The organism is Cellulophaga sp. 20_2_10 (assembly GCF_023476645.1).
In the GTDB taxonomy this organism is placed as follows: Bacteria; Bacteroidota; Bacteroidia; order Flavobacteriales; family Flavobacteriaceae; genus Cellulophaga.
On record NZ_JAMCOJ010000010.1, the window covers coordinates 38,995 to 65,090 of the forward strand.

At 32.7% G+C, this 26,096-nt stretch carries 21 protein-coding genes and 1 tRNA gene; 10 read left to right on the plus strand and 12 right to left on the minus strand.

The annotated features are described in order from the left end of the window. Nucleotides 1-15 precede the first annotated feature (15 nt). Nucleotides 16-1,392: a M56 family metallopeptidase gene (locus M4I21_RS15300; RefSeq protein WP_249560101.1), complete on the minus strand. Its 1,377-nt coding sequence runs from the start codon at nucleotides 1,390-1,392 to the stop codon at nucleotides 16-18. Between the two features lie 5 nt (nucleotides 1,393-1,397). Next, entirely contained in the window at nucleotides 1,398-1,763 is a 366-nt protein-coding gene (locus M4I21_RS15305; protein WP_249560102.1) for a BlaI/MecI/CopY family transcriptional regulator, read from the minus strand. 165 nt (nucleotides 1,764-1,928) lie between these two features. Between M4I21_RS15305 and M4I21_RS15310 the strand changes: the two genes are divergently transcribed. Both M4I21_RS15310 and M4I21_RS15315 read left to right on the plus strand, forming a co-directional pair. Continuing rightward, entirely contained in the window at nucleotides 1,929-2,447 is a 519-nt protein-coding gene (locus tag M4I21_RS15310) for a DUF456 domain-containing protein (protein WP_249560103.1), read from the plus strand. Nucleotides 2,448-2,457: 10 nt separating this feature from the next. Then, nucleotides 2,458-3,393 carry a M28 family peptidase gene (locus M4I21_RS15315; RefSeq protein WP_249560104.1) on the plus strand — a complete coding sequence of 312 codons (936 nt, stop codon included), beginning with the start codon at nucleotides 2,458-2,460 and terminating at the stop codon, nucleotides 3,391-3,393. A gap of 71 nt (nucleotides 3,394-3,464) precedes the next feature. Here the strand turns inward: M4I21_RS15315 and M4I21_RS15320 are convergent, their stop codons facing one another. Then, on the minus strand, nucleotides 3,465-4,016 hold the full coding sequence (locus M4I21_RS15320; RefSeq protein ID WP_249560105.1) for a nitroreductase family protein: 552 nt from the start codon (nucleotides 4,014-4,016) through the stop codon (nucleotides 3,465-3,467). A 69-nt stretch (nucleotides 4,017-4,085) separates the two neighbouring features. After that, on the minus strand, nucleotides 4,086-4,979 hold the full coding sequence (locus tag M4I21_RS15325; protein ID WP_249560106.1) for a LysR family transcriptional regulator: 894 nt from the start codon (nucleotides 4,977-4,979) through the stop codon (nucleotides 4,086-4,088). A gap of 78 nt (nucleotides 4,980-5,057) precedes the next feature. On the opposite strand from M4I21_RS15325, the gene hutH reads away from it, so the two are divergent. From hutH to M4I21_RS15365, 8 genes are all read left to right on the plus strand, one after another. After that, nucleotides 5,058-6,638 carry a histidine ammonia-lyase gene (gene hutH / locus M4I21_RS15330; protein WP_249560107.1) on the plus strand — a complete coding sequence of 527 codons (1,581 nt, stop codon included), beginning with the start codon at nucleotides 5,058-5,060 and terminating at the stop codon, nucleotides 6,636-6,638. A gap of 1 nt (nucleotide 6,639) precedes the next feature. Then, nucleotides 6,640-7,881, plus strand: coding sequence for an imidazolonepropionase (gene hutI / locus M4I21_RS15335; protein ID WP_249560108.1), 1,242 nt, complete (start codon nucleotides 6,640-6,642; stop codon nucleotides 7,879-7,881). A 45-nt stretch (nucleotides 7,882-7,926) separates the two neighbouring features. Next, nucleotides 7,927-9,930, plus strand: coding sequence for a urocanate hydratase (gene hutU, locus M4I21_RS15340; RefSeq protein WP_249560109.1), 2,004 nt, complete (start codon nucleotides 7,927-7,929; stop codon nucleotides 9,928-9,930). Nucleotides 9,931-10,089: 159 nt separating this feature from the next. Then, nucleotides 10,090-10,407, plus strand: coding sequence for a thioredoxin (trxA, locus tag M4I21_RS15345; protein ID WP_072304266.1), 318 nt, complete (start codon nucleotides 10,090-10,092; stop codon nucleotides 10,405-10,407). A 78-nt stretch (nucleotides 10,408-10,485) separates the two neighbouring features. Further along, nucleotides 10,486-13,056 (plus strand): M1 family metallopeptidase, encoded by a 2,571-nt coding sequence (locus M4I21_RS15350; RefSeq protein ID WP_249560110.1) that lies wholly within the window; start codon nucleotides 10,486-10,488, stop codon nucleotides 13,054-13,056. A 4-nt stretch (nucleotides 13,057-13,060) separates the two neighbouring features. Beyond that, nucleotides 13,061-13,984 (plus strand): DUF58 domain-containing protein, encoded by a 924-nt coding sequence (locus tag M4I21_RS15355; protein ID WP_249560111.1) that lies wholly within the window; start codon nucleotides 13,061-13,063, stop codon nucleotides 13,982-13,984. A 76-nt stretch (nucleotides 13,985-14,060) separates the two neighbouring features. After that, nucleotides 14,061-14,134 (plus strand) — tRNA-Asp (locus tag M4I21_RS15360). A 229-nt stretch (nucleotides 14,135-14,363) separates the two neighbouring features. After that, nucleotides 14,364-15,251 (plus strand): DUF808 domain-containing protein, encoded by an 888-nt coding sequence (locus tag M4I21_RS15365; RefSeq protein ID WP_249560112.1) that lies wholly within the window; start codon nucleotides 14,364-14,366, stop codon nucleotides 15,249-15,251. Nucleotides 15,252-15,344: 93 nt separating this feature from the next. On the opposite strand, the gene M4I21_RS15370 is transcribed toward M4I21_RS15365, so the two are convergent. From M4I21_RS15370 to M4I21_RS15405, 8 genes are all read right to left on the minus strand, one after another. Then, the gene (locus tag M4I21_RS15370; protein WP_249560113.1) at nucleotides 15,345-16,556 is read right to left on the minus strand and encodes a TlpA disulfide reductase family protein; all 1,212 of its coding nucleotides are present in this window, start codon (nucleotides 16,554-16,556) and stop codon (nucleotides 15,345-15,347) included. Between the two features lie 13 nt (nucleotides 16,557-16,569). After that, a complete protein-coding gene (locus tag M4I21_RS15375; protein WP_249560114.1) occupies nucleotides 16,570-16,986 on the minus strand; it encodes a thioredoxin family protein in 417 nt (138 codons plus the stop codon). Between the two features lie 20 nt (nucleotides 16,987-17,006). Next, on the minus strand, nucleotides 17,007-17,519 hold the full coding sequence (locus M4I21_RS15380; RefSeq protein ID WP_249560115.1) for a protein-disulfide reductase DsbD domain-containing protein: 513 nt from the start codon (nucleotides 17,517-17,519) through the stop codon (nucleotides 17,007-17,009). Nucleotides 17,520-17,524: 5 nt separating this feature from the next. After that, on the minus strand, nucleotides 17,525-19,021 hold the full coding sequence (locus M4I21_RS15385) for a hypothetical protein (RefSeq protein WP_249560116.1): 1,497 nt from the start codon (nucleotides 19,019-19,021) through the stop codon (nucleotides 17,525-17,527). A 19-nt stretch (nucleotides 19,022-19,040) separates the two neighbouring features. Then, on the minus strand, nucleotides 19,041-20,255 hold the full coding sequence (locus M4I21_RS15390; RefSeq protein WP_249560117.1) for a TlpA disulfide reductase family protein: 1,215 nt from the start codon (nucleotides 20,253-20,255) through the stop codon (nucleotides 19,041-19,043). Between the two features lie 110 nt (nucleotides 20,256-20,365). Next, nucleotides 20,366-21,037, minus strand: coding sequence for an MORN repeat-containing protein (locus M4I21_RS15395; protein WP_249560118.1), 672 nt, complete (start codon nucleotides 21,035-21,037; stop codon nucleotides 20,366-20,368). Between the two features lie 58 nt (nucleotides 21,038-21,095). Then, nucleotides 21,096-22,442, minus strand: a complete 1,347-nt coding sequence (locus M4I21_RS15400) for a RagB/SusD family nutrient uptake outer membrane protein (RefSeq protein ID WP_249560119.1) — start codon at nucleotides 22,440-22,442, stop codon at nucleotides 21,096-21,098. Nucleotides 22,443-22,457: 15 nt separating this feature from the next. Further along, nucleotides 22,458-26,081 (minus strand): SusC/RagA family TonB-linked outer membrane protein, encoded by a 3,624-nt coding sequence (locus M4I21_RS15405; RefSeq protein WP_249560120.1) that lies wholly within the window; start codon nucleotides 26,079-26,081, stop codon nucleotides 22,458-22,460. Nucleotides 26,082-26,096: the final 15 nt, after the last annotated feature.

A 26,096-nucleotide genomic window follows, 5' to 3' on the forward strand; every position in this document is an offset into this window, starting at 1 on the left:
TTTTTTATATTTTTATTACCGTAATCTAAATGTAATTGGCAATGAGAAAGGAACTTTAACTGCTTTACCATTTTTCATACCAGGATTCATTTTAGGTAATTTACTAATAATACGAGCAGCTTCTTTTTCTAAAGACTCGTCTGGACCTCGCATTTGTAAGTTTTTTATAGAGCCATCTTCTTCAATTATAAACCTCATAGATACAACACCTTGTATTTCTTTTTCATGAGCTTCTACTGGATAAGCAAAATTCCTTCTAACGTGGTTCCTCATTTGTTTATTAAAACTTTCAAAAGTGTTTACTCCCTCTTCATTACCAGGAAAACTTGGAAGAACTTCCAGTTCAGAAAAAGCCACTAATTCACCATCAACCTTATTAAAAACTTCGGTATTTTTTATTTCACGATTAGATGCTAATTCTTTAAGTTCTGAATCTGATGTAGTTTCAAATGAATTTGGCCTTTTTAAAGCCGTAATAACAACTTCACTTAACGCAGCTGTTGCATTTACTTCGCTTTTTGCTTCTACTGCATCTATTTTAGCTTCGTTTTCTGTTTCGCATGATGTGTAAAATAACATCCCTGCAACTAATGGTATTAATGCTAAATATTTTAGCTTTAAAACTTTACCGGATTTTGATTTTTGTAACATAACTATTCGTTTTTTAATTAATGATGATTTATAAAAATGGTTGATGAATGAAATATTTTTTGTCTCAAAAATTTGAGATAATAATAATTCGTACTGTTCTTTTTTACTTGTTTTACGCACTTTAGAGTCTGCTATAAACTCGTGTACTTCTGATATTCTATTCTGATAGATATATACGAGTGGATTAAACCAAAGTACGATGCGCATTACCTCAAAAAATAATAAATCTAAGGTGTGCTTTTGCTTCACATGTACTAACTCGTGCTCTAAAATGCCTTCTTCATTTTCTTTTGTAACCGCATCGCCCATAAAAACAGTATTGTAAAATGAAAATGCATTATTGCTTTTTGGGATTGTAATTTTTATATAGTCTGAGAATTTTTGCTTTTCTCCCGCTTGCGTCAATTTTATAATCTGATAAATTTTATAAACAAACAAAGCAAACGCTACTACTGCGCCAATTACAAATACCACTTTAAGCCAAGGAAAAATGCTCTCTGTTGCAGCCTGCGGTGAATTTGATGTTAGTATAATTTCATCTAAAACAATGGCTGCATATTGTTGTGATACTACAGTTTTAAAGACAGGTAACTTTACAAAGGGCAAAAATAATGATCCTAAAAACGCACCTATTAAATACACTCGGTTGCTCTGAAAAAAGGTTTCTTTCTTTAAAAACAAATCATAAATTGCTAAAAACAACAACTGAAATGTAACCACTAAAACTATATACTGTACCATACGTTCTATTCTTTATCGTCTTCTTTAATATCCTTTAAAATTGATTCCAATTCAGATAAACTCATATCGTTCTTTTTCATAAAAAACGATACCATACTTTTAAATGAACCTTGAAAATAACCTTCCATTAATTTATTAATAGATTGGTTGCTGTAATCTGCTTTTTTAATAAGCGGAAAATACAAATACCCTCTCCCCAACTTTTCGTGACCTACAAAACCTTTATTTTCTAGAATACGCACAATCGTAGATACTGTGTTGTATGCTGGCTTTGGTGTTGGCAACTCCTCTATTACATCTGCAACGCTCGTTTTTTCTAAGCTCCATAGCACTTGCATAATCTCTTCTTCTGCCTTCGTTAACTGCTTCATTCTTTTTTATTTTATGTAAATTCTAGAACACTGTGAATATGAATTTAGTACTATTTATCTGATATTCTTCTGCTAATATAACTAATATTTTAGTTTAAACTAATGTTTTAGGTGAAAAATTTGTAACAAATTGTTCTTATCTTCGTCAAACAAGTAAATTAAATAATGGATATAGCGCTTTTAGTACTAGGTATTATTCTAATGTTAACTGGTATTATTGGTAGTTTTTTACCTGTTTTACCTGGGCCACCAATAAGTTGGCTTGGCTTACTAGTGCTATACCTAACAAAAGCGATACCCAACGACTGGGTTTTTCTTAGTGTTACTCTGGTAATAGCATTAGTAGTTTTTGCTCTAGATTATATTATTCCGGCTATTGGAACCAAAAAATTTGGAGGTACAAAAGCTGGTATGATAGGTACAACTATTGGTTTATTGGTTGCTATATTTTTTCCTGTATTGGGTATATTTGGAATTGTAGTTTGGCCCTTTGTAGGTGCTTTTGTAGGGGAACTTTTAAATAAAGCCGACCAAAAAACAGCATTTAAAGCTGCTTTTGGTTCTTTTATTGGCTTTTTAACCGGTACTTTTTTAAAATTTATGCTCTCTATAATATATATAGGCCTGTTTATTTCTACCGTTTGGGAATACAGTGAAGCGTTGTTTCCGTTTTTTTACAGTTAAAATCATACGTATGAAAAAAATACTATCAACCCTTATACTACTTTCCTTCTTAATTTCTTGCGGACAAAAAAAGACCAGCTCCCAGACTGTAACTAATATAGATACGGTACGTATTAAAAAAGACTTGCTAAAAATTACAAAAACACAGAATAGCAGAAATTATAAAAATATAAAAACCCTTAACTCAATTGCGAGCTACATTAAAGTTGAACTTGCTAAAGTGTGCGACTCTACTACCTACCAAGAATATAAGGTTGAAAATGAAACTTACAAAAATGTCCTTGGCTCTATGGGCACAGAACATAAAGAACGCTTAATTATTGGTGCCCATTATGATGTTTATGGCGATCAAGAAGGTGCCGACGATAACGCAAGTGGTGTTGCCGGATTATTAGAACTAGCACGTTTATTAGCTAAAGAAAAACTTGATTATAGAATAGATTTTGTTGCCTACACACTAGAAGAACCTCCTTTTTTTAGAACTGAGAAAATGGGAAGCTATGTGCATGCAAATTATTTAAAAGATAATAAGATACCTGTAAAGGGTATGATTTGCTTAGAAATGATTGGTTATTATAACGATGAGGCTAACACACAAACGTACCCTATAGAAGGTATGAGTGCTATTTACGGCAATCGCGCTAATTTTATAACTGTTGTTCAAAATGAAAAAAGTGGCAGTTTTGGTACAGAAATAGAAAACTTAATGAAAAAACAGAAACTGATACCTACTGTAGCTTTTAAAGGATCTTCTCTTGTTACTGGCGTAGATTTTTCTGATCATTTAAACTACTGGAATTTAAATTACCCCGCAGTTATGATAACCAACACCTCTTTTTACCGCAACAAAAATTACCACACAAATAAAGATAATTTAGAAACCCTTGCTATTTCTAAAATGAGTGCTGTAATAGAACAATTGTATTATACCATAAAAGAACTATAAGAAAGCATCAAAAATTAAATAAATATTCAATTTTTGATGCTTCTAAAAAAATAGTACTAGTTAGCAATTAGCTACAACCAAACTGTTTTATCTTCAACAGCTCCTCTGGTTGCTTCAGGAAGCTCGTCATCTGAATATCCCATATAAAAGAAACCAAGACATACTTCTCCTTCTTCCATCGCAAAAAATTCTCCCATATATTTCACCAATCCAGGAGAACTCCAATAACTACCAATACCCAAATCTGTACACGTAAGCCACATATTTTGTACTGCCATTGCAGTTGCCGCAACTTCTTCCCATTCTGGAACAGACTCATTAGGATCTCTCTGCATACAAATAGCAATTATTGCTCCCGCTTTTTGCGGATTATTTATTAGCTTTTCAACCTTAAACTGCTTTGGCTTAGGATCATTCTCCATATATTTTAAAGACAAAAACATTCCTAGTTTTGCTCTTGTCTCACCTTGTATTACTTTAAAACGCCAAGGTTCTGTCTTTTTATGTGATGGTGCCCAATTGCCAGCTTCTAAAACTTTTTCAATTAATTCTTTTGCTATTGGTTTGTCGTTATATTGTGCAGGAAAAACAGATCTCCTCTTCATTATTATATCTAAAATCATAAGTTCAATTATTAAGCACTACAAAGATAAAGGTTAAGCCAATACACCTTTTAAAAGTATTTGTTAATTCTAATTTTTATCACCCAACAACAACTGCATACAATGTTTTAAAACAGGGTTTCTATTGTCTTCTTTCCAAATAACAGATAATACTGCTCGTTGTGGTATTTTTTTAAGTTCTATAAATTTTACATTCATATTAAAACCTTGCTGTAAAGAAGTAGGCACAATGGCAACGCCCAAATTATTTTCTACCAATGTAAAAATGGTTTGTGCGTGTACAGATTTATGAGACACTTTTGGCGTAAAACCCGCATCTTCACAAATGCTCATAACCGTATCATAATACAGCGGACTATAATCTTGCGAAAACAGAATAAAATTCTCATCTAAAAATTGCTGCATTCCCTTAAAGTTCGTTTCTGTAATTTTATGGTTAGCGGGTACAACTATAGAAAAAGTATCATTAAACACTGGCTTTATTCCCAAACCCTTTGGTACTCTTACCATACGCACAAAACCAATATCTAAGCCGTCTTTTAAAACAGCATTTAACTGTGCGTTGTTAGATAGCTCTTCTAAACTGGTATTTATTTCTGGAAAAGCATCTTTCAATTTTAATAACAAATCTGGTATTACCGTTTGCATAGCAGAACCTAAAAAGCCAATATTAAGTTCTCCAAACTTACCCTGACTTATCAATTTTATATGTCGTTTTGTAAGTTCTAAATGATTTAAAATAAACTCTATTTCATCTTTTAAATAAATCCCAGCAACTGTTAACTCCACCTTTTTTTTATTTCGAATAAAAAGCTGCGTCTCTAGAATTTCTTCCATTTGCTTTATTTGTCTACTTAATCCTGGTTGCGAAATAAACAACCGTTCTGCTGCTTTTCTAAAGTGTAATTCTTCAGCAACAGCTAAAAAGTAATTAAAATGACGTAATTCTAATTGATAACCCATAGTTATTAGTAATTGACAAATATGATATTGGTAATTATCAAACTTAATCAATAATTTTATAGTATTAAAATATATGCTATGCTTAACATGCCTAAGACCTTTAATTTTGGAGAAGACCATTTAACCGCAGGTATTGCACTTTCTATTGCTAGAGGTACAACCAAAGGGTTGATTTCAGATTTCTCTCGTATTAAAATAAGAAACAGCAGTAAAACTGTTGCCAACATTGTAGATAAAGGAGATCCAGTTTATGGCATAAATACGGGGTTTGGACCTTTATGCACAACTAAAATATCTAAAGAGGAAACAAAAATATTACAATCTAATATTTTAAAAAGTCATAGTGTTGGCGTTGGCGAACCTATAGACAAAGAGATTGCAAAACTAATGCTTATCTTAAAAATGAATAGTCTAGCACAAGGGTATTCTGGTATTGCAGAAGCAACCTTAGATCGTATTTTATGGCATATAGATACTAATGCTATACCTGTTGTACCGGCTCAAGGTTCTGTGGGTGCCTCTGGAGATTTGGCTCCGCTTTCTCATTTATTTTTACCATTAATTGGTTTGGGTAAGGTTGACTATAATGGTTATATTATGGAGACTTCTTCTTTGTTTGAAAAAACAGAAATGCAAAGTATAGACTTAGGCCCTAAAGAAGGTTTAGCCCTAATTAATGGCACACAATTTATTGCTGCACACGCTGTAAAAGTGGTAGAAAAATTGCAAAGTTGCCTTGCACAAGCAGATATTATTGGAGCTATGATGATTGAAGGCTTGCAAGGTTCCATTAAGCCTTTTTATAACGAATTGCACGCATTACGCCCATTTAAAGGTAATTTATATGTTGCCAAAAAAGTAAAACGTTTGCTAAAAGGTTCAGAAATTATGGAAGACCACGCAAACTGTGATCGTGTACAAGATCCCTATTCTTTACGCTGTATACCACAAGTACACGGTGCGTCTAGAAATGCTTGGTTGCATTTAAAAGAATTGTTAGAGATTGAATTAAATTCGGTTACAGACAATCCTATTATTATAGATGAAGAACTAACAATTAGTGGTGGTAGTTTTCACGGGCAACCTTTAGCTATGGCTTTAGATTATGCGTGTTTAGCAGCATCTGAAGTTGGTAACATATCTGACCGAAGAATATATTTAGCATTAGAAGGTAACAGTCCGGGAGTGCCTAAATTATTAATGAGTGAAACCGGAATTAATTCTGGTTATATGATTTTGCAATACACAACTGCTGCTTTAGCTAGTGAAAACAAAGGACTTTGTTTTCCGTCTAGTGCAGATAGCATACCAACGTCTTTAGGACAAGAAGACCACGTAAGTATGGGTTCTATTGGAGGGCGTAAAGCATTACAAGTTATTGGAAATGTAGAAAAAATATTAGCTATAGAAATGCTAACTGCAGCACAGGCTTTTGAATTTAGAAAGCCATTAAAATCGGGCTTATTTTTAGAAGAAGTGCATACCGAGATTCGTAAAAAAGTTGCCTTTGCAGATAAAGACCGTGTTTTTTCTACAGATATTGAAGCAGGAATAGAAATGATAAAAAACGGAACTATTTTAAAAGCTATTGAAGAGGTTAAACAACGTGAAAACCTAACAATGGATATTCCGTTTGCAGATGACTTTGAAATCTACTAATATGAAACAAAAACTTATAGGCCCTTTTACACAATTATTACCAATGACAGGAATTTCTGTTAAAGGCGCTGTAAAAGACGAGCAACTTTTAGTAATAGAAAATGGCGGAATAGTAGTTAAGGATAATACTATTATTGCCGTTGGAAAATATTTAGATTTACTAAAGGAAGTAGACATAAAAGAAACCTTACTTGAAGAAATAAAGGACGACTCTGTATGCCTGCCAGGTTTTATAGATTCTCACACCCATATTTGTTATGGTGGTTCTAGAGCAAATGATTATGCCATGCGTAATGCAGGAAAAACCTATTTAGAGATTTCTAAAGCTGGTGGTGGTATTTGGGATACCGTTACACAAACCAGAAAAGCTAGTATGTTAGAACTAGAAGAAGGTATTACCAAAAGAGCAAATAAACATTTAAAAAATGGCGTTACAACTATAGAAGTTAAAAGTGGCTACGGTTTATCGGTTTACGAAGAACTTAAAATGTTACGCGCTATAAAAAATGTAGATAACAGAATTAAAGCCGATTTAATCTCGACTTGCTTGGCTGCACATATGCACCCAAAAGATTATCCTGGTACCGCAAGTGACTATTTAGAAGAAATAAGCATCTCCCTTTTTCCCCTAATAAAAGAAGAAAACCTAACAACCAGAATTGATGCTTTTATTGAAGAAGGTGCATTTACTGCAGAAGTAATTGCGCCTTACTTTAAAAAGGCAAAGGAAATGGGTTTTACAATTACGGTACACGCAGATCAGTTTTCTACTGGTGGCAGTAAAGTTGCTGTAGATTTTAATGCCGTTAGTGCAGACCACTTAGAGGCTAGTACAGATGAAGAAATAAAAATTTTAGCAAAAAGCGATGTTATTTCTACTGCTTTACCTGGTGCAAGTATAGGTCTTGGATGCGCTTTTACACCTGCTCGTAAAATATTAGATGCTGGTGGTGCTGTTGCAATTGCCAGTGACCATAATCCGGGTTCTGCTCCTATGGGAGATTTACTTACACAAGCTTCAATTTTAGGGACTTTTCAAAAATTAAGTAATGCCGAGGTTTTATCTGGCATCACTTTTAGAGCCGCTGCTGCTTTAAGTCTTAAAGACAGAGGCGTGTTAGAAAAAGGTCTTATAGCAGATTTTATCTCCTTTCCTACATCAAACTATAAAGAAATTTTATACCAACAAGGACAGCTAAAACCGAGTCAAGTCTGGAAAAAAGGAACTAAAATAGATTTTTAGATCAATAAGACAGTTAAAAATATTTCAATATTAAAATAGATTAAAATGGATTTTAAATCTCAAATTCTTCAGGGTATACCTACTACATTACCTGCAAAAAGAGAATATGCACAAGATGCTAATCACGCTCCAAAAAGAAAAGACATTCTTTCTTTAGAAGAGAAAAAGTTAGCCTTAAAAAATGCATTACGTTATTTTCCTGCTGCTTGGCACGCAGAATTATCAAAAGAATTTGCGAACGAACTACAAAATTATGGTCGTATTTATATGTTTAGGTTTAAACCTGAATATGATATTTACGCAAGACCAATATCAGAATATCCAGCAAAAACACCACAAGCTGCAGCATTACAATTAATGATTCAGAATAACTTAGATCCTGCGGTTGCACAACATCCAGAGGAACTAATTACCTATGGTGGTAATGGTGCGGTTTTTCAAAATTGGGCTCAATACGTACTAACTATGCAGTATTTAGCAACAATGACAGAGGAACAAACGTTGCACATTTATTCTGGTCATCCAATGGGACTTTTCCCTTCTACTAAAGAGGCTCCACGTGTTGTTGTTACCAACGGAATGATGATTCCTAATTACTCTAAACCAGACGATTGGGAAAAATATAATGCTCTTGGTGTTACCCAATACGGACAAATGACAGCCGGTTCTTATATGTACATTGGTCCACAAGGTATTGTACATGGAACTACAATTACAGTAATGAACGCATTTAGAAAAGTATTAGAACCGAATGAAACCTCTGCAGGTAAAATATTTTTAACTGCTGGTTTGGGTGGTATGAGTGGCGCACAACCAAAAGCTGGTAATATTGCGGGTTGTATTACTATTTGCGCAGAGGTTAATGCAGCGGCAGCAACAAAAAGACACGCACAAGGCTGGGTAGATGTTTTAATTGACACTATTGATGATTTAATTGATAGAACCAAAAAAGCACAACAAAACAATGAGGTTGTTTCTATAGCTTACATTGGTAATATTGTAGAGGTTTGGGAACGTTTTTATGAAGAAGACATTTTTGTTCATTTAGGATCAGACCAAACATCTTTGCACAACCCATGGGCAGGTGGTTATTACCCTGTAGATCTCTCTTTTGAAGAATCTAACGAGTTAATGAGTGCAAACCCTAATGCTTTTAAGCAAAAAGTACAAGAGTCTTTAAAAAGACAAGTAGCTGCAATTAATAAACATACAGCTAATGGTACCTATTTTTTTGATTATGGCAATGCCTTTTTACTAGAAGCATCTCGTGCTGGTGGTGCTGTTATGGCAGAGAATAATATAGATTTTAAATACCCATCTTATGTGCAAGATATATTAGGACCTATGTGTTTTGATTATGGTTTTGGACCTTTCCGTTGGGTGTGTTCTTCTGGTAAGCCTAAAGATTTACAAAAAACAGACGCTATTGCCTTAAAAGTAATGGAAGAAATTAAAGCTACTGCTCCAGAAGAAATTCAGCAACAAATGCAAGATAATATTACTTGGATTAGGGAGGCAGAACAAAACAAACTGGTTGTAGGCTCACAAGCACGTATTTTATATGCAGATGCAGAAGGTAGAGCAAAAATTGCAGAAGCATTTAACCAAGCCATAAAAACAGGAGAACTTTCTGCTCCTATAGTTTTAGGTAGAGACCACCATGATGTTAGTGGTACAGATTCTCCTTTTAGAGAAACCAGTAATATTTATGATGGCAGTAAGTTTACCGCAGATATGGCCATACACAATGTAATTGGCGATAGTTTTAGAGGCGCAACTTGGGTATCTATTCACAATGGCGGCGGCGTAGGCTGGGGAGAAGTCATAAATGGTGGCTTTGGTATGGTTTTAGATGGCTCTACAGAAGCTTCTAAGAAATTAAAAAATATGCTTTTTTATGATGTAAATAACGGTATATCTAGACGAAGCTGGGCACGTAATAAAGAGGCTATTTTTGCCATAGAACGAGAAATGGAAAGAACTCCGACCTTAAAGGTTACCGTTCCAAATTTGGTTGAAGCGCATTTATTAGACAATTTATTTGCTTAGACGTAGAATTACAATTAATTTTAAACATCAGAAAATAACAATAGCCCTTACGTTCTGCTATAAAAATAATTAATAGAACAATAGATAATAGGTATAGTTCGTTGTTAAGGAAATAGGAATTTATTTGACTAACTTTGTATAATATTAAAAAATAAAATTATGGCATTAGAAATAACAGACGCAACTTTTGACGAAGTTGTTTTAAAAAGTGACAAACCAGTTGTTGTAGATTTTTGGGCAGCTTGGTGTGGTCCATGTAGAATGGTTGGTCCTATCATTGACGAAGTTAGTTCTGAGTACGAAGGAAAAGCTATTGTTGGTAAAGTAGACGTAGATGCAAACCAAGAATTTGCTGCGAAATACGGTGTACGTAACATACCAACTGTATTAGTATTTAAAAATGGTGAAATGGTTAGCAGACAAGTTGGTGTTTCTCCAAAACAAGTTTATACAGACGCAATAGACGCTTTATTATAGTCTAAAGCATACAATTATAAAAAAGGGTTTGGCGTTTGTCAAACCCTTTTTTATTTTTACTACTTATCTAAACTCCATATGAAAAAATATACGCTACTTGTTCTAATAGCATTAACCTTGGTTGGTTGTCCACAAAAAAAAGAAAGGCCTACTAGTTTGCCTATAGAAAAAGGCATTTCTTTAAATCTAGCTAAATACAGAAGAGAACAGATTAAAGATTTACACTATGCGTTAGATTTTTCTATTCCTAAAAATCTAGAAGATCCAATACCTACTACCTTAACACTTACGGCATACATTGCTGACTTACAATACGATCTTATTTTAGATTTTAATGAAAAAAAAGATCATTTAAAAACACTTAGCGTAAATGGTGTAAGCGCACCAATTAACCATACCAACGAGCATTTAATTATTTCTAGTGACCTATTAATAATAGGTGAAAATAAAATTGAGATTTCTTTTAACGCAGGCGAGTTATCGCTTAACAGAAACGAAGAGTTTTTATATACGTTATTAGTACCAGACAGAGCTAGTACATTGTTTCCTTGTTTAGATCAGCCTAACTTAAAAGCAACTTACGATTTAACCATTACAGCTCCTAAAGATTGGAAAGTACTTTGCGGAGGCACAGAAAAAGAAAAAATAGAAAAAGAAAAAGAAGGGTATACTACTCATATTTTTAATACTACAGATAAAATGAGCACCTACTTGTTTTCATTTGTAGCTGGTAAGTTTACCGAGGAAATTAAAAATCCTGGTGCATTTGATATGCGCTTTTTATACCGAGAAAACAATAAAGAAAAAATTGCAGAGAGTACTAGTGAGGTATTTAATATTCACCAACAATCTTTAGACTTTCTTATAGACTATACCAACTATAAATTTCCATTCCAAAAAATGGATTTTGCTAGTATACCGCCTTTTCAGTATGGTGGTATGGAGCACGTAGGAGCCATACAATACAGAGAATCATCTTTGTTTTTAGATAAGAATGCTACTCAGAATCAAAAATTATCTCGTGCTAAATTAATTGCTCATGAAACATCACATATGTGGTTTGGAGATTTAGTGACAATGCAATGGTTTAATGATGTTTGGCTAAAAGAAGTGTTTGCTAATTTTATGGCAGATAAAATTATGAATCCACTTTTTCCGGATATAGACCATCAATTAAAATTTATGATGACCCACTACCCTAGTGCTTATTCAGAAGATCGCACCAAAGGTACTAACCCTATTAGGCAAGATTTAGACAATCTAAAAAATGCAGGTTCTTTATATGGTAGAATCATTTATAACAAAGCTCCTATAATGATGCAGCAATTAGAAGCCGTTTTAGGAAAAGACGCTTTTAAAGAAGGTATGCAAGAGTACATAAAAACCTTTGCTAATGGTAATGCAGATTGGAATGATTTGGTTTCTATTTTAGACAAAAAATCTGATGTAGACATAAAGAACTGGTCAGACGTTTGGGTAAACAAATCTGGAAGGCCTGTTTTTACAGATCATATTACCTATAAGGATAACAAAATAGCAAATTTTACAATTACACAAAAAGCAGAAGATGGTACAGATAAAATATGGCCACAATCTTTTGCTATACAACTTATATATAAAGACAGTGTAAAAACTATAAATACAACTATAAGCGGTAAAACTCTTGATCTTAAAGAAACTAAAGGACTTGCAATGCCAGAGCAAGTTATTTATAACTCTAACGGTTTTGGCTATGGTGTTTTTCCAGTTCATGTAGCTAACATTGCTAAAATAAAAGATATTAAAGACGATACTGCACGTGCTTACAGCTATATTAATTTATATGAAGTATTTTTAAACAACAAAGTACCTGCTTTAGATGCCTATAACGTATTTTTAAACGGAGTGGCATCAGAAAAAAATGAACTTATTCTAGATTATGTTTCAGGTAGAACTAGAGATTTATATTGGAGTTTTTTATCAGAAAAAAGTAAAAAAGAAATACAAGCAGCAACAGAAGATACGTTGTTTGCTCTAGTAAAAAGCACTAAACCTAAGGCATTTAAAAAAACTATTTTTAATCTTTATAAGTCCATTTCAGCATCAAACAAAGCAATACATAATTTATATGCCATTTGGAAAAAAGAGATGAGTATACCAGAATTATTTTTAAACGAAGACGATTATACCAGTCTTGCTGCCGAATTAGTTATAAAAAAGCACTCAAAGTCTACCGAAATTTTAAAAGAGCAAGAAACACGTATTAGTAATCCAGATAAACTAGCAAGGTTTAAGTGGTTACAACCGTCTTTAAGCAACAATGTAAAAGAAAGAGATGCTTTTATGGTTTCTTTATTTGATGCTAAAAACAGAGAAAAAGAATCTTGGGTATTGGCAGCGTTAGGTTACATACACCATCCTTTACGCCAAACCGAAAGTAAAAAACACTTAGAAAAGTGTTTAAATAAGTTAGAAGAAATACAACTAACAGGAGATATATTTTTTCCTAAGAATTGGCTAGCAAGCTCTATTGGGCAGTACACATCTAAAGATGCTTACCAAATACTTGAAGGTTTTTTAGCTAAAAACCCTAACTTTAATACTATTCTGTTGAAAAAAATATTGCAAACCACGGATGATTTAGAAAAGGCGCAAACCATAAAATTATAAATTTATGAACCTAAAGGACAATTTAAATGCGCAACCACTACTAAACCTATCGCTTTTAGCTAAACAGGTAGTAGAAGGTTTTATTAGTGGAATACATAAGAGTCCGTTTCATGGGTTTTCTGCAGAATTTGCAGAGCATAAAATTTACAATAAAGGAGAAAGCACCAAACATATAGATTGGAAGCTTTTTGCTAAGACAGATAAGCTGTATACTAAAAAATACGAGGAAGAAACGAACTTAAGGTGTCATATGATCTTAGATAACTCTGCTTCTATGTATTATCCTGAAGTAAAAAAACTAGACGTAAACAACTTAAATAAAATAGGTTTTGGCGTATTAGCTATTGCTGGTTTAATGAATATTTTAAAAAAACAGAGAGATGCTGTTGGTTTAAGTATTTATTCTGATGCCTATAATTTTTATTCCTCTGAAAAAAGTAGTGAACGTCACCACCAAATGCTTTTGGCAAAGCTTACGGAAGTGGTAACAGATAAAAATCCGGCTCAGAAAACAAAAACATATACTTATTTACACCAAATAGCGGAAAAAATGCACAAACGTAGTTTGGTATTTCTTTTTACAGATATGTTTCAGACAGAAGAAGAGGACGAAAAATTGTTTGATGCATTGCAACATTTAAAATATAATAAACATGAAGTTGTACTTTTTCATCTACTGGATAAAGAAAAAGAACTTTTTTTTAATTTTGATGATGCCCCTAAGCGTTTTGTAGATGTAGAGACCAACCAAGAGATAGATTTGTATGCAGAGAATGTAAAAGAAGCGTACCAAAAAGAGTTAACTTCTTATCTATCAGACATCAAATTAAAGTGCGCACAATACAAGATAAAATACGTGGCTGTAGATGTTGCTCAAAATTTTGCTTCAATTTTTAATACCTATATGGTGGAGCGACAAAAATTTTAAAAAAAAATTAAAAATTCTTTCAAAAAGTTTTGCAGAACCAAATAACCTCTGTATATTTGCAACCGCTAAACGCCACGGTCTGGTAGTTCAGTTGGTTAGAATACCTGCCTGTCACGCAGGGGGTCGCGGGTTCGAGTCCCGTCCAGACCGCAAAAACCTTCAACATTTGTTGAAGGTTTTTTTGGTTTTATACCTTTTTGAAAGTGAAAAAATTAGATTACCCTAAAAAAGTTTTCAGCTTTAATTCTGCCTCTTTTTTTAAAATTAGTCGCTACAACACCTTTTCCATACCTCACTTTATTTTAATCATTTATCTTTGTGACTTCAACAGTTTAAAGAAAAAGTATATTTTTAAACTTTTAAAAAAAGATAGACACATATGGCATCAGGTTTTTTTGCATTATTAGATGATATAGCAGCGCTTATGGACGATGTTGCTGTTATGAGTAAAGTAGCTGCTAAAAAGACAGCAGGTATCCTTGGAGATGATTTAGCTGTGAATGCAGAAAAGGCTTCTGGTTTTATATCTGACAGAGAATTACCTGTACTATGGGCCATTACTAAAGGTTCTTTTTTAAATAAACTTATTATTTTACCCTTTGCTTTTTTACTAAGTGCTTTTATACCTATTGCCGTAACTGTTATTCTTGTTTTAGGTGGTTTATACTTAGCTTATGAAGGTGCAGAAAAAATATATGAATTTGTATCTGGTCAAAAACACGATACTGCAGAGCTTTTAGATGACGATATTACTATTGAAGAGCTTATGGTTCTTGAAAAGCAACGTATTAAATCTGCTATAGTTACAGACTTTATCTTATCTGTAGAAATTGTAATTATTGCATTGGGAACAGTTACCAGCGAACCTATTACAACACAAATTATAGTAGTTACTGTAATTGCAATTATAGCTACCGTTGGAGTTTATGGTATTGTTGCACTAATTGTTAGAATGGATGAGTTTGGCTTAAAACTAATAAACTTAAATGAACGTGACGATAGCTTCTCTGACAAGGTCGGAAACCTGCTTGTAAATGCTTTACCTTGGGTTATTAAATTTTTAGCTGTTGTTGGCACACTAGCACTACTTTCTGTTGCTGGTGGCGTATTTGCACACAATATAGATTACTTCCATCATTTAATAGAAGATATTCCTTTACCTGCTATGCTAAAAGAGTTTTTGCTTGGCTTGGCTATAGGATTACTAACCTTACCCATTATTGGTTTATTTAAAATGATGTTTGGTAAAAAGAAAAAAGCACATTAAAAAACAGACGCTTTACTGCATAAAAAAAACCTTCATTGCTGAAGGTTTTTTATGTTTCTTTTTTAATTCTTTACCCCACCTATACTACAGGTCTTAGTTTTTAAAAAGTTCCTCTAATTTTTTATCCAGTTCCTCGCCTCTTAAATCTATAGCAACTATAAGGCCTTCACTATTAATTAAAAAACTAGCAGGTATTCCTGAAACAGAATATAATTTTGCCGCAAGGTTATCACGCCCCTTTAAGTCAGATACTTGGGTCCAAGGCATATTATCATCCTTAATAGCTTTTAACCAAGAGTCTTTATTATCATCAATAGAAACAGCTAAAACATCAAAACCTTTCTCCTTATATTTAGTATAAACTTTTAGCACGTTAGGGTTTTCCTTTCGACAAGGACCACACCAAGATGCCCAAAAATCTAACAACATATATTTATTTTTTTTTAATACTTCGCTTGCCTTAACAGGTTTTCCGTTTTGGTCATTTAAAGTAAAGTCTTTATAAGAGTTACCTACAGTTACCTCCGCTTTTAAACGTGTATATTCTGCCTTTCTTAATATTTCGTTATAGTAATATTGTCTTAAATGAGATAAGTTTAGAGATGCATCTAAAGATTTAAAAACACTATCACATTGCTTGGGCGTATTAAAAGGTGGTATACTCCAGTGATACAACATAGGAAGTGCAAAAATCTTTTTTAATTCATTATTGCTACTTACTGTTTTTAATAAATATTCATTTCTGGCTAGTTCTGCCTCTTTACTTTTGCTTTCTATTTTTTTTACCACTGCCAAATCCTCTGCAGACCATTCTTCTTTTGGCAACTTACCATTATCTCCTAGTTTCCTATAATCAGCAGCAAAAAACATTGTTTCTTTATTAATTTCTTTTAACCCATTACCATAGACCTCGTATTGGTCGTTAACAACAGAACCTGTTAATTCACTTTCTATAAAAGTTTCCCCTTCTTTTTCCTTTTGTTTAATTGATAAGGACATAGTACAATTATCCATTACAAATTGTGTCCATACATTAAGACTATCATCTTCAAAACTAAAAACAACTAATGCGGGAGGATTAATTAATTTTCCTTCAAACTTAAATTTACCATTAACTATTTCTACCGGATCAAATTGCTGAACACTCATATCCTCACTAACTACAAGTTTTAAGTAAACCTTTTGATCAGGAATACCATCTACCTCTCCGTTAATTACAAAACCAACAACTTCTTTAGTTTCCTTTTTATTTGTATTACAAGCTGTAATTATAATAAGGAACAATGCTACTAAACATTTTTTCATTTTGTTAAAATTTTTATTTTTTATCTAATGCGATCTTGGCGTTTTCTAAAAGAGTTGAGGCAGCTATTAAACCACTAGATCTTGTTACTAAATCTCCATTAGAATTTACAAATAATAGTGTTGGATAGGAATCTATTTGATAATACTGAGCCAATTCTACCCCCTCACCTTTTTCCATATCTATAGCAACTGATATAAAATTATCATTAAAAAAAGAGCCAACTTCTTCTTGCGGAAACACTGTTTTAACAAGCTCTTTACAAGGACCACACCAAACCGTAAAACAATCTATAAATACCAGTTTATTTTCTTTTTTAGCTAATGCCAAAATACTTTCAAAAGAATCTTTTTTAAAATTGATTCCTTTTTCTTGCGCAAAAGAAACATGTAAGAACAAAGCCATTATTAGTATACTTGTTATTTTTTTCATCTTTATTCGTTTAAATACTATCACAATGAAATCATTTTTGTTTTTGGCGGAAAACATTGAAACGGATCACAAGCTTGATAATACAGACCTGCCCTGAACTCCCCTTGTATTTTTACTGCATCTTTAACATTGTAATACCTGATAAAAAACAACTCATCACCTACGTAAATACTTGAACTTTCATTAAACTCCTCATCAAAAGGTTTTTCCCATTCTCCTATTGGTAGCAAAGCTCCTTCTGGAAACTTCACCTCTATTGTAGTTGGTATAAAAGGAGATCCCTTTGTTACCTTAGAATAAATATGCCAATCTGTAAAGATGGATGCTTTTATAACCACAGCTAATTGCTTTTTACTTTCTGCCCAAACTAATTTTGCATTAACAGTTACCGGATCTTGTACCGTTGGATCTTGTGTTACAAGGTCTTTTTCTGCTATTGAAACCAATAATTCTAAAGTAGCATCTACTTTTTGCGCTTTTAGTTGTACAGTAAGTAATAAGAGTAGCGCTATTATGTAATATATACGTTTCATAAATATTATTTAACTGTATTAACCAACCATTTATAACCACCAGATTCTGTAAAAAACAAACGATCCTTATTGGTCGTAAGCCAAGTTTTATACTCGGCTGTAGTTGTAAAACTTTGTTCTGTATACCTATCTAAAACCCGTTTTCCTAATTTTGCTTTTTTACCACCTTTATCTAAAAGAGACACCGCATTTTCTAATAACTCTATTTTTCTATTAGATACACCAAGTTTTTTTACATCTTCATCTACAATTATATCATTATCTGTTGCTATTAAATATTCTTTATTTGTATTTAAATAGGACAAGTAACCGTTTATATCTGCACCAAATTTCTTATACATATCTTCCCCTATTTGCTTTGGTAACCAAGAATCTAAAGTTGGTATAGGTTCCATTTTATCTAAAAACGATTGCTGAAACTTATTTAACTTTTCACCATTAGCAATTTTGGCCTCTAATTCTTTTTTTCTGTCAAAATCTTTTTTCTTGTATTTTAACCATTTGGATTTAAACTCGTTAAAATTTTCTTGTGTTACATCTCTATTTTTAAAAAAAAGATATGAATCTCTAATTTTAATACGATCATTCATTTTTTTGGCTACAAGACTTACACCATTAAAATTTTTCATATACACTATGGCATTAGAAAATACTTTTTGAGCCTCATCTGTCATATAATCTGGTGAAGCACTAAAACCCCATAAAAATAAATTACCGTGCCTACCAATTGCCACGGCATCCATACTTTTAGTATTGTCTCCTCCAGAAATATATTCTGTATCCGGAGAATCTAAAAAACCAGCGCCCCTAGATACCATTCCTATTTGGTAGTCTGAGTTTTTAAAGTCTAACCCTTGTACCCTCCATGAAGGTATTTCCTTGGGAATAGTACTAGAATTAGGATAATGATAAAAATTGCTTGGTGTTTTTTTAGTAGTAAATGTTAAATCTACTTTTTCTGGTGTATTAAAAATAGGATGTTCAGTTTTAACATTATACGCATCTCCGCTTAGACATAAACAGCTCCAATCTAATTTGCTCCCTATAGATTGCCCCATATCTGGACCAACTTTACCAACAAATATAGTTGCAGATTTATAATTACCAGATAAATATGCCGCAGGCAGGTATTTTGTAACATTACCTTCTGCATCTTTTTCTATTACTGCTTCTTTAATTGACGTAGTTAATTCATCAATAATTGTAACATCATAATCTAAAGACATTTCCTCTTTAAACTCCCTAGCGTCTACAGCTTGCACATTAGTAAAACGTGTGTTTAAATACAACATAAAAGCGGGCCACCTAGAGATAACATCTAATCTCGCTCTGTCTGAGTTTGCATTAAAAAATTTAGACGTTGTAGGTCTTTCTAGTTTAGGGTTAAAACCAACATACAACACCTTAATATTTTGTTTTTCTATTCCTCTTTGAGCACTAACCACATAGGAGATAAAAAGCACGCACAATACTAGTGCATAAAACATTTTGTTTTTTTTCATACTATTATTTTATCTAGATTTATTTTTTAAATTTATTTCCGTACATTTTAATTAGGCGCTTATCCATATAAGAACCACGCATATTATCTGTAACTATTTTTCCGTCTGGACCTATTAAAAAACAAGCTGGTATACCTTGTACTTTGTATATTTTATTTATATCTCCATTAAAGGCAGTAGTGTCAATATATTGCTTCCAATACATTTGCTCTTCTTTAACAGCTTCTTGCCAGCTATCTTTATTTTCATCTAAAGAAATACTTACGATATTAAAACCTTCTGGGTTATACAATTTATATACCTCCTTTAAATGAGGAATATCTGCTCTACAAGGGCCGCACCATGAGGCCCAAAATTCGACCAAAGTGTACTTGTTCTTTTCTATTAAACTAGATAGTTTTACCAATTTGTTTTTAGAATTAACAAAAGTTAAGTCTACATAATCTGCACCTACAGAAACACGACTATATTCTTTTATTTCGTTAAGTAAGATAGGATTAACATCATCTGTATCTAAAGAGAGTAACCTATAAAATTGGTCTTTACTAAACTTAACACCTATAAACTTCATAGCGCAGTATGCCGTGTACTGACCCACCGAATTATTAAAATTATTTTTCGTAAAGTTGAAAATATATTCCTTCTTTTTATCTGAATTAACCTCGAACCTAGATGCCAGATTAATACCTTCGTCTATGGTTAGTTTTTTCTTCTCTTTCCAATTTTTGGTGTTTTCTTCCCAAAGAGCGGCAGTTTCTTTAGTTATTGGAGCTAAATTACTTTGAAAATCTACATATTGCACATGGCTTTTAGAGCCTTCTATTTTTATATTTTGATAATCATATTTGCTACTACGAATAGCATTTAACGTAGCAATTTCATTTTCTTTAGCCTCTATGTTTATAGTACTATTTTCTAAAAACAAAGGAATTGTAAGCCGGTCTCCTCGCTTTTTTATAGTATCTTCTACCGTAATAAAATATAAAGCAGGTTTATTTGTTTTACCTATAAACTGAAACCCGCCTTTCTTTAGTATCGTAGTTTTACTTATTTCCGTACCATTATTAAAATAGTCTGGGCTTTGTAACTTTAAGGTAATTTCTACGCCCTCTACTACTCCTTTTAAATTACCATTAATGGTATACACCTCTTCAATTTCACCTGTATTTGTTTTATTCTCTTTACAAGAAAAACACAACACAAATAACATAATTAAGCTTAATATTTTTTTCATTATATATTTTTGATTTTGTAAAACTCCTATTAATATTAAGATGGTTTTATCCTGCTTACAAACATAAAAGTGTTTGCAAGTAAACTAATAACAATATAAAAACTAGTTGTTTACACAGAAATTACCACGTGCCAATTTCCTTTTTGATAGATATCAAAAACAGCATTGTACCTAACATTACTTATGGTAAAACTCACTTCTATTCTCTCTAAGGGAAAATTAGCATTGGTAATTGTTTTTACATTGGCAATTACCTCTACAAGAGAATTTTTATTATCACTTATATCTAATACGCCAGAAGATATCTGTGCGCCATTAGAGTAAACTTCAAAACTAACTTGGTTAAGTGTTCCTGCTTTCTTTTGAAAATCTATATTTCTAATTCCACTATCTGATGTAACCTTGTATGGTTCTTTATATTTACCTAAATACTCATTATCTTTAAAATAACCGTCTTCAGTTTTTACTATAGCTTTGTTACCATCTAAAGTTATTTTTTTGCCTTTACCATCCATTTCTCCTTTAGAAAACTCACCTATGTAATAGCTTCCATTTCCCCAAGTATAGGTTCCTTGCCCGTGCGGCAGTCCTTTTTTAAATTCTCCTTCATATACATCTTCTATACCTAAAGCTTTGCCTTGACCATTTGCTAAACCTTTTTTGGTTTCTCCTTTATACTCTTGACCTATAGCCTCTAGCTTAACTGCTCCTTTTTGTTGTGCATAGTTTAAATTAATAGTCAAAACCAGAACTAAAAATAATATTGCTTTATATTTTTTCATACTTTTTAATATTATTAGAGCAACCTTTTAGGGACTTAAAAAGGGTGCTCTTAAATTATTACTCTCTTATATTTTGTTTCATATTCGGATTAAAATTCATTGTCTCTGGTGGAATAGGAAACACATACCTACTAGAATTTGGTTGTAAAATATATTCCTCTTCTTCTAAATTATGTGTTATTGTTTTCGCATATCCCGACTCTAGATTTAGCCTTTTTAAATCAAACCAACGCACACCTGTAGACATCATTTCTCTGCGTCTTTCCTCTAGCACAAAAGTTAATGCCTGTTCCTTTGTTGTAACTCCCTCAATATCTACGTAGTCTACAATACGATTTCTACGTAATTCATTTAAATCATCTAAAACATCTGATACACTAGCGTCTAAAAGTCTTGCATTACATTCTGCTCTAATAACATACATTTCTGACACGGAAACACAATGATTACTTAGTGTAGAATAAGATTTTTGCATAAGTCCTCTCCAGCTTAAAGCCCAAATACCGTTTACTCTAATATCATTATCCAAATCGTAAAGTGCTTGTGTCTCCTGGGTCATACTACCGCCTGTATACCCATAAGATCCAGAAAAATACCTGTTTACATATTGCTCACTATTATACAAAACACCTAAATTTTCGTTGGTTGTATAATCTGCTAAATCCCCATGCACTTCTAAAGCTAAATTGGCATTTTCTCTAGCTTTTTCATAGTCTCCCATTTGCAAATAAACTCTAGCCAACAAACCATAACCAGCAGCCCTACCTGCTCTAGTTATACCTTTTGGATCTATAGGCAAATCGTTAACAGACTCATTTAAATCCTTTAAAATAAAATCGTAAGTCTCTTGCAAAGTAGATCTTTGTTTGCTTTCTGCTAAAACATCAGGAATTGTAACCACAGGAACTCCTAAATCTATATTTGCGGTAGATTTAGTGTATTGTTTTGCAAAAGCATTGACTAAAATAAAATACTCATAAGAGCGCATTGTACGTGCTTCTGCTTTTATCTCTTTCTTTGCCTGAGAATCTTTTCCTGTTGCCTTATCAATACCTTTTACAATAAAATTATACGTATAAATATTCTCATAAGATCTGTTCCAAAGGTTCACTTGTGAATTAATAGGAAACAAATCTGCCTCCCATTTTAAGTACCTAATTGGTAAATTTTCTGGACTTGTTATATCTCCCAGAAAAGAAATTATTGGCTCCGCATCATCTGCAGAAATAAATAAAATTTCCTCGTCTGATGTGCTATGGATTGAATAGGCACCACCAACCAGTAAACGATCAAAATCTTCTATTTTCTCTGGTATTAACTTACCTATTGGTTCTACATCTAAATACTCATTACAACTAGTTAATCCTAGTAGTAGTACTATTGTATATATTATATGATTTTTCATTTTTTTAATTTTTTATTAGAAACTAACATTAATACCTAAACTAAACGCTGGTCTTACGGGGAAATACCTTGCTCCTATTCCATGAGCTTCTGGGTCTATACCTTCATCATTATTAGCTATTAACCATAGGTTGTTACCCCTAAGGTTAATATTTGCACTTTTTATACCTAATGTCTTTGTTAAATCTGTTGGCAACGAGTACCCTAAAATCACCTCTCTTAATCTAATAAAACCAGCATCTACAACATTTTTGGTACTGTATTTAGAAAAAGTAGATGTATACAAATCTGATGACGATTTGCTAATTGCAGGGACATCTGTAAACGCCTCATCTCCTGGCTGCTGCCATGCGTATTGCGCATTTGAGTTTACATTTTGTGGCCTGCTATAAATCTGATCTCCGTTATAAGAATCTTTAAGTAATTTATGTCCTTGATTTGTTACAAACATAAATGATAAACTTAAATTTTTGTATGTAATGTTGTTTGAAAAAGAACCTGTAAAGGTTGGACTTAATGTACCAGCATATACTAAATCTTCTTTTACCACGTCTCTATATGGACTAAAATACCCTTCTACTGTTTTTATCTCCCCACTGTTGGTCTTTATTCTAGCATTACCATTTTCATCTAAACCAGCCCAGTCAAAAACATAGAAGCTATTTGCAGGATTACCCTCTAAACTTTGTGGCCTTTGAGCTAAGAAAACAGGATATTGTTCATTAACAAATACCTCTTTAACTTTGTTTTTATTATGCCTTAAAACAATGTTAGATGTCCATATAAAATTGTTTGTTCTAACATTAGTTGTTCCTAGAGATACTTCTATACCATCATTAGTTATAGATGCATCATTTTTAAGTACATAATTACTTCCGTTTGTTGGGTCATTTTTACCAAAAGCAAAAATGTCTGTTGTATTTTTCTTGTAATAATCTACTCCTAGCTTAACATTGTTATTAAACATCGCTATATCTAATCCTACGTTTTTAGTAGATGTACGTTCCCAGCGTAAATTACTAATTGCAGGAGTTGTAATTTCTAATCCTTCTACACCACCAGCTCTTGAAGACAAGGCGTAAGATGCAATATCAAAAGGGCCATATAAATTAGCTATATTTCCATTAACACCGTAAGAACCTCTTATCGCTAAATTGCTTATAAAATCTACATCAAAAAAGTCTTCGTTGTCTATATTCCATTTACCGCCTACAGACCAAAATGGCTTATATCTATACTTAGGATCTGTGCCAAAAAGGTTAGATTGATCTAAACGAATACTACCTGTTAACACATATTTTCTATCAAAATCATAACTCATATTACCATATGCAGAAAAGAACCTGTTTGTACTCTCAGTTATTCTATCATTAAAGTTTATTCCTCCAGACAATATACCTATTGGGTGGTTAATATTATCAACAGTGCTATTACTTGCAGACCCAATTCTATACTTATCTACTGGTAAAGTATTTAATGAAAACTCATCATACCCAAACCTATCTGTTGTTATGCTAGAGTTAAACATATGCCTAACCTCTGAGCCAGCTAAAGCTCTTATATTATGTTTACCAAAACTTACCTCATAATCTAATTGTACTCTACCCGTATAGGCATTAGAGTCTCCTCTGGTTTCTATAATTCTGCCTCCTCTTGGGATGTTTAGCGTTGTATTATCTCCATTATAATCTACTGGTGATAAATTATTTACAAGAGATCTAATCTCGTAAGATTCTTCTGTTGCAATTCTGGTGTTTCTATTAGAGCCAGATTCATATTTAAAACCAAAAGTTCCGCGTAATCCTTTTGCTAAATCTGCATGTAACATCGCCTGTATACGTGCATTTAGACCATAGCTTTCTTGGGTGTAACTTTTTAATTCATTTAACGGATAATAGGTTTCATCATACAAACCTAAATCTACTAGACGTTGTATTTCTATTGGATCTTTACCTCCGTACAATCCTCCACTTGCTATTGCACCAAATTCCCCCACGGTACCGACAGTAACTGGTAACGGGTTTCCGTTTTCATCAGCAAACAACTCATAAGAACTTATTTGATTTAAAACAATTTCTCTATTGTATGGTATAGATTTATTGTTTGAAAAAGTTAAATTTCCATTTATATCTAACTTCACTTTTTTAGAAATATCCGTACTATTCTGAAAATCGAAAATAGTACGTTCAGATTTATCACCTACAAATGAAGACTTACTACTTGTATAGTTTAAAGTAGCTCTAAAAACATTATTATCTCCACCACCACTAATACTTAAGTTGTGCTGATGTTCTATTGGACTTTGTGTAAAGTAATCTGAAATTTGAGATAGATTATCTCTACTTCTTAATGGATTAATGCGTGCATCTACCTGAGCTTGAGTAAGGCTCCCTTCATTCATAGCCGCCATTGCATTAAAAACCGCCGTACGTGCATCTGGGGAATCATAAAAGTGATTATTTGCCAAAGTCCACTCATACGTATGGTATGCGTATGATGCCTGGTTTTGCGCTCCAATAATCTGAGCATCTACCAAATCTGAAGAAGATAATCTGTTTAATCTATAATCTACATCTGGTTTTAAAGTGTATGTAGAGTTCTGAGTGTAGTTTATACTTAAAGTTCCCTTTTTACCTCTTTTAGTTGTAATTACTATTACACCGTTTGCCGCCTGTGCACCGTAAATTGAAGCTGCACCTGCATCTTTTAACACTGTAACCGTTTCTATATCATACGGGTTAACCTGAGAAATATCTGTAGTTACCGGAAAACCATCTATAACTAATAATGGAGCCGAGTTACCATTTAGCGTACTTATACCTCTAATATCTATCTTTTTTCCTCCTTCATTATCGGGATCAGAAGTTATACCTAAACCAGCTATTTTACCTTCTAGTGCATTTATTAAATTAGACCTACCTCTTTTTTCTAATTCTTCTCCTTTAACAGTAGTTGCAGATCCAGTAGATTGTTCTACAGATCTTTTTTCATAACCCGTTAAAATTACTTCTTCTAAAACATTAGCATCTTCTATCAAAATTACATCAATGTTCTTTTTGTTACCTACTACAACCTCTTGCGTTTTGTAACCTAAAAAAGAAAATACTAAAATGTTATTTTGGTCTGGTACTACAAGCTCATAATTACCATCTATATCTGTGCCTGTACCAGTTCTTTTTCCCTTAACAATAATATTAACTCCCAAAATAGGAACACCTGTAGCATCCGTAACATTACCTGTAACTTTTTGCTGAAAAAGACTAGCTAATAGACTTCTCTTTTTAATTAAAATATTATTATTCTCTGAAACTATTAAGTCAAAATCTTCTGTAACCAAGCTCTTTTTTAAAAGAGCATTTGCACTTATAACACCTTGTTTCACCGAAATTTCAGGGTAATTATCAAAAATACCTTCTTGATAAATAAACTTATAATCTGTTTGCTTCATGATAAGATCAAAAACCTCATCTATGGATAATGTCTTATTACTTGTAATAGTAACTTTAGAGTTCTGAGAAATCGCATTATTTGGGGCAAAACCTAGTGCCGTGAGGCAAAAAAAGAAAATAAGTGTTCTCATAATAGTAGTAAGTAGCCTTTTTCTAAAATAGAAAAGGACAGAGGTTAATTTAATTTCCATAAATTTACATGTTGT

Bases quoted from the DNA above. Each gene is read 5' to 3' on its own strand.
- M4I21_RS15395 (WP_249560118.1), bottom strand. From the start codon at position 21,037: ATGAAAAAATATAAAGCAATATTATTTTTAGTTCTGGTTTTGACTATT.
- M4I21_RS15375 (WP_249560114.1), bottom strand. From the start codon at position 16,986: ATGAAAAAAATAACAAGTATACTAATAATGGCTTTGTTCTTACATGTT.
- M4I21_RS15400 (WP_249560119.1), bottom strand. From the start codon at position 22,442: ATGAAAAATCATATAATATATACAATAGTACTACTACTAGGATTAACT.
- M4I21_RS15325 (WP_249560106.1), bottom strand. From the start codon at position 4,979: ATGGGTTATCAATTAGAATTACGTCATTTTAATTACTTTTTAGCTGTT.
- hutI (WP_249560108.1), top strand. From the start codon at position 6,640: ATGAAACAAAAACTTATAGGCCCTTTTACACAATTATTACCAATGACA.
- hutH (WP_249560107.1), top strand. From the start codon at position 5,058: ATGCTTAACATGCCTAAGACCTTTAATTTTGGAGAAGACCATTTAACC.
- M4I21_RS15380 (WP_249560115.1), bottom strand. From the start codon at position 17,519: ATGAAACGTATATATTACATAATAGCGCTACTCTTATTACTTACTGTA.
- M4I21_RS15370 (WP_249560113.1), bottom strand. From the start codon at position 16,556: ATGAAAAAATGTTTAGTAGCATTGTTCCTTATTATAATTACAGCTTGT.
- hutU (WP_249560109.1), top strand. From the start codon at position 7,927: ATGGATTTTAAATCTCAAATTCTTCAGGGTATACCTACTACATTACCT.
- M4I21_RS15315 (WP_249560104.1), top strand. From the start codon at position 2,458: ATGAAAAAAATACTATCAACCCTTATACTACTTTCCTTCTTAATTTCT.
- M4I21_RS15405 (WP_249560120.1), bottom strand. From the start codon at position 26,081: ATGGAAATTAAATTAACCTCTGTCCTTTTCTATTTTAGAAAAAGGCTA.
- M4I21_RS15310 (WP_249560103.1), top strand. From the start codon at position 1,929: ATGGATATAGCGCTTTTAGTACTAGGTATTATTCTAATGTTAACTGGT.
- M4I21_RS15365 (WP_249560112.1), top strand. From the start codon at position 14,364: ATGGCATCAGGTTTTTTTGCATTATTAGATGATATAGCAGCGCTTATG.
- M4I21_RS15320 (WP_249560105.1), bottom strand. From the start codon at position 4,016: ATGATTTTAGATATAATAATGAAGAGGAGATCTGTTTTTCCTGCACAA.
- M4I21_RS15350 (WP_249560110.1), top strand. From the start codon at position 10,486: ATGAAAAAATATACGCTACTTGTTCTAATAGCATTAACCTTGGTTGGT.
- M4I21_RS15300 (WP_249560101.1), bottom strand. From the start codon at position 1,392: ATGGTACAGTATATAGTTTTAGTGGTTACATTTCAGTTGTTGTTTTTA.
- M4I21_RS15355 (WP_249560111.1), top strand. From the start codon at position 13,061: ATGAACCTAAAGGACAATTTAAATGCGCAACCACTACTAAACCTATCG.
- M4I21_RS15305 (WP_249560102.1), bottom strand. From the start codon at position 1,763: ATGAAGCAGTTAACGAAGGCAGAAGAAGAGATTATGCAAGTGCTATGG.
- M4I21_RS15390 (WP_249560117.1), bottom strand. From the start codon at position 20,255: ATGAAAAAAATATTAAGCTTAATTATGTTATTTGTGTTGTGTTTTTCT.
- trxA (WP_072304266.1), top strand. From the start codon at position 10,090: ATGGCATTAGAAATAACAGACGCAACTTTTGACGAAGTTGTTTTAAAA.
- M4I21_RS15385 (WP_249560116.1), bottom strand. From the start codon at position 19,021: ATGAAAAAAAACAAAATGTTTTATGCACTAGTATTGTGCGTGCTTTTT.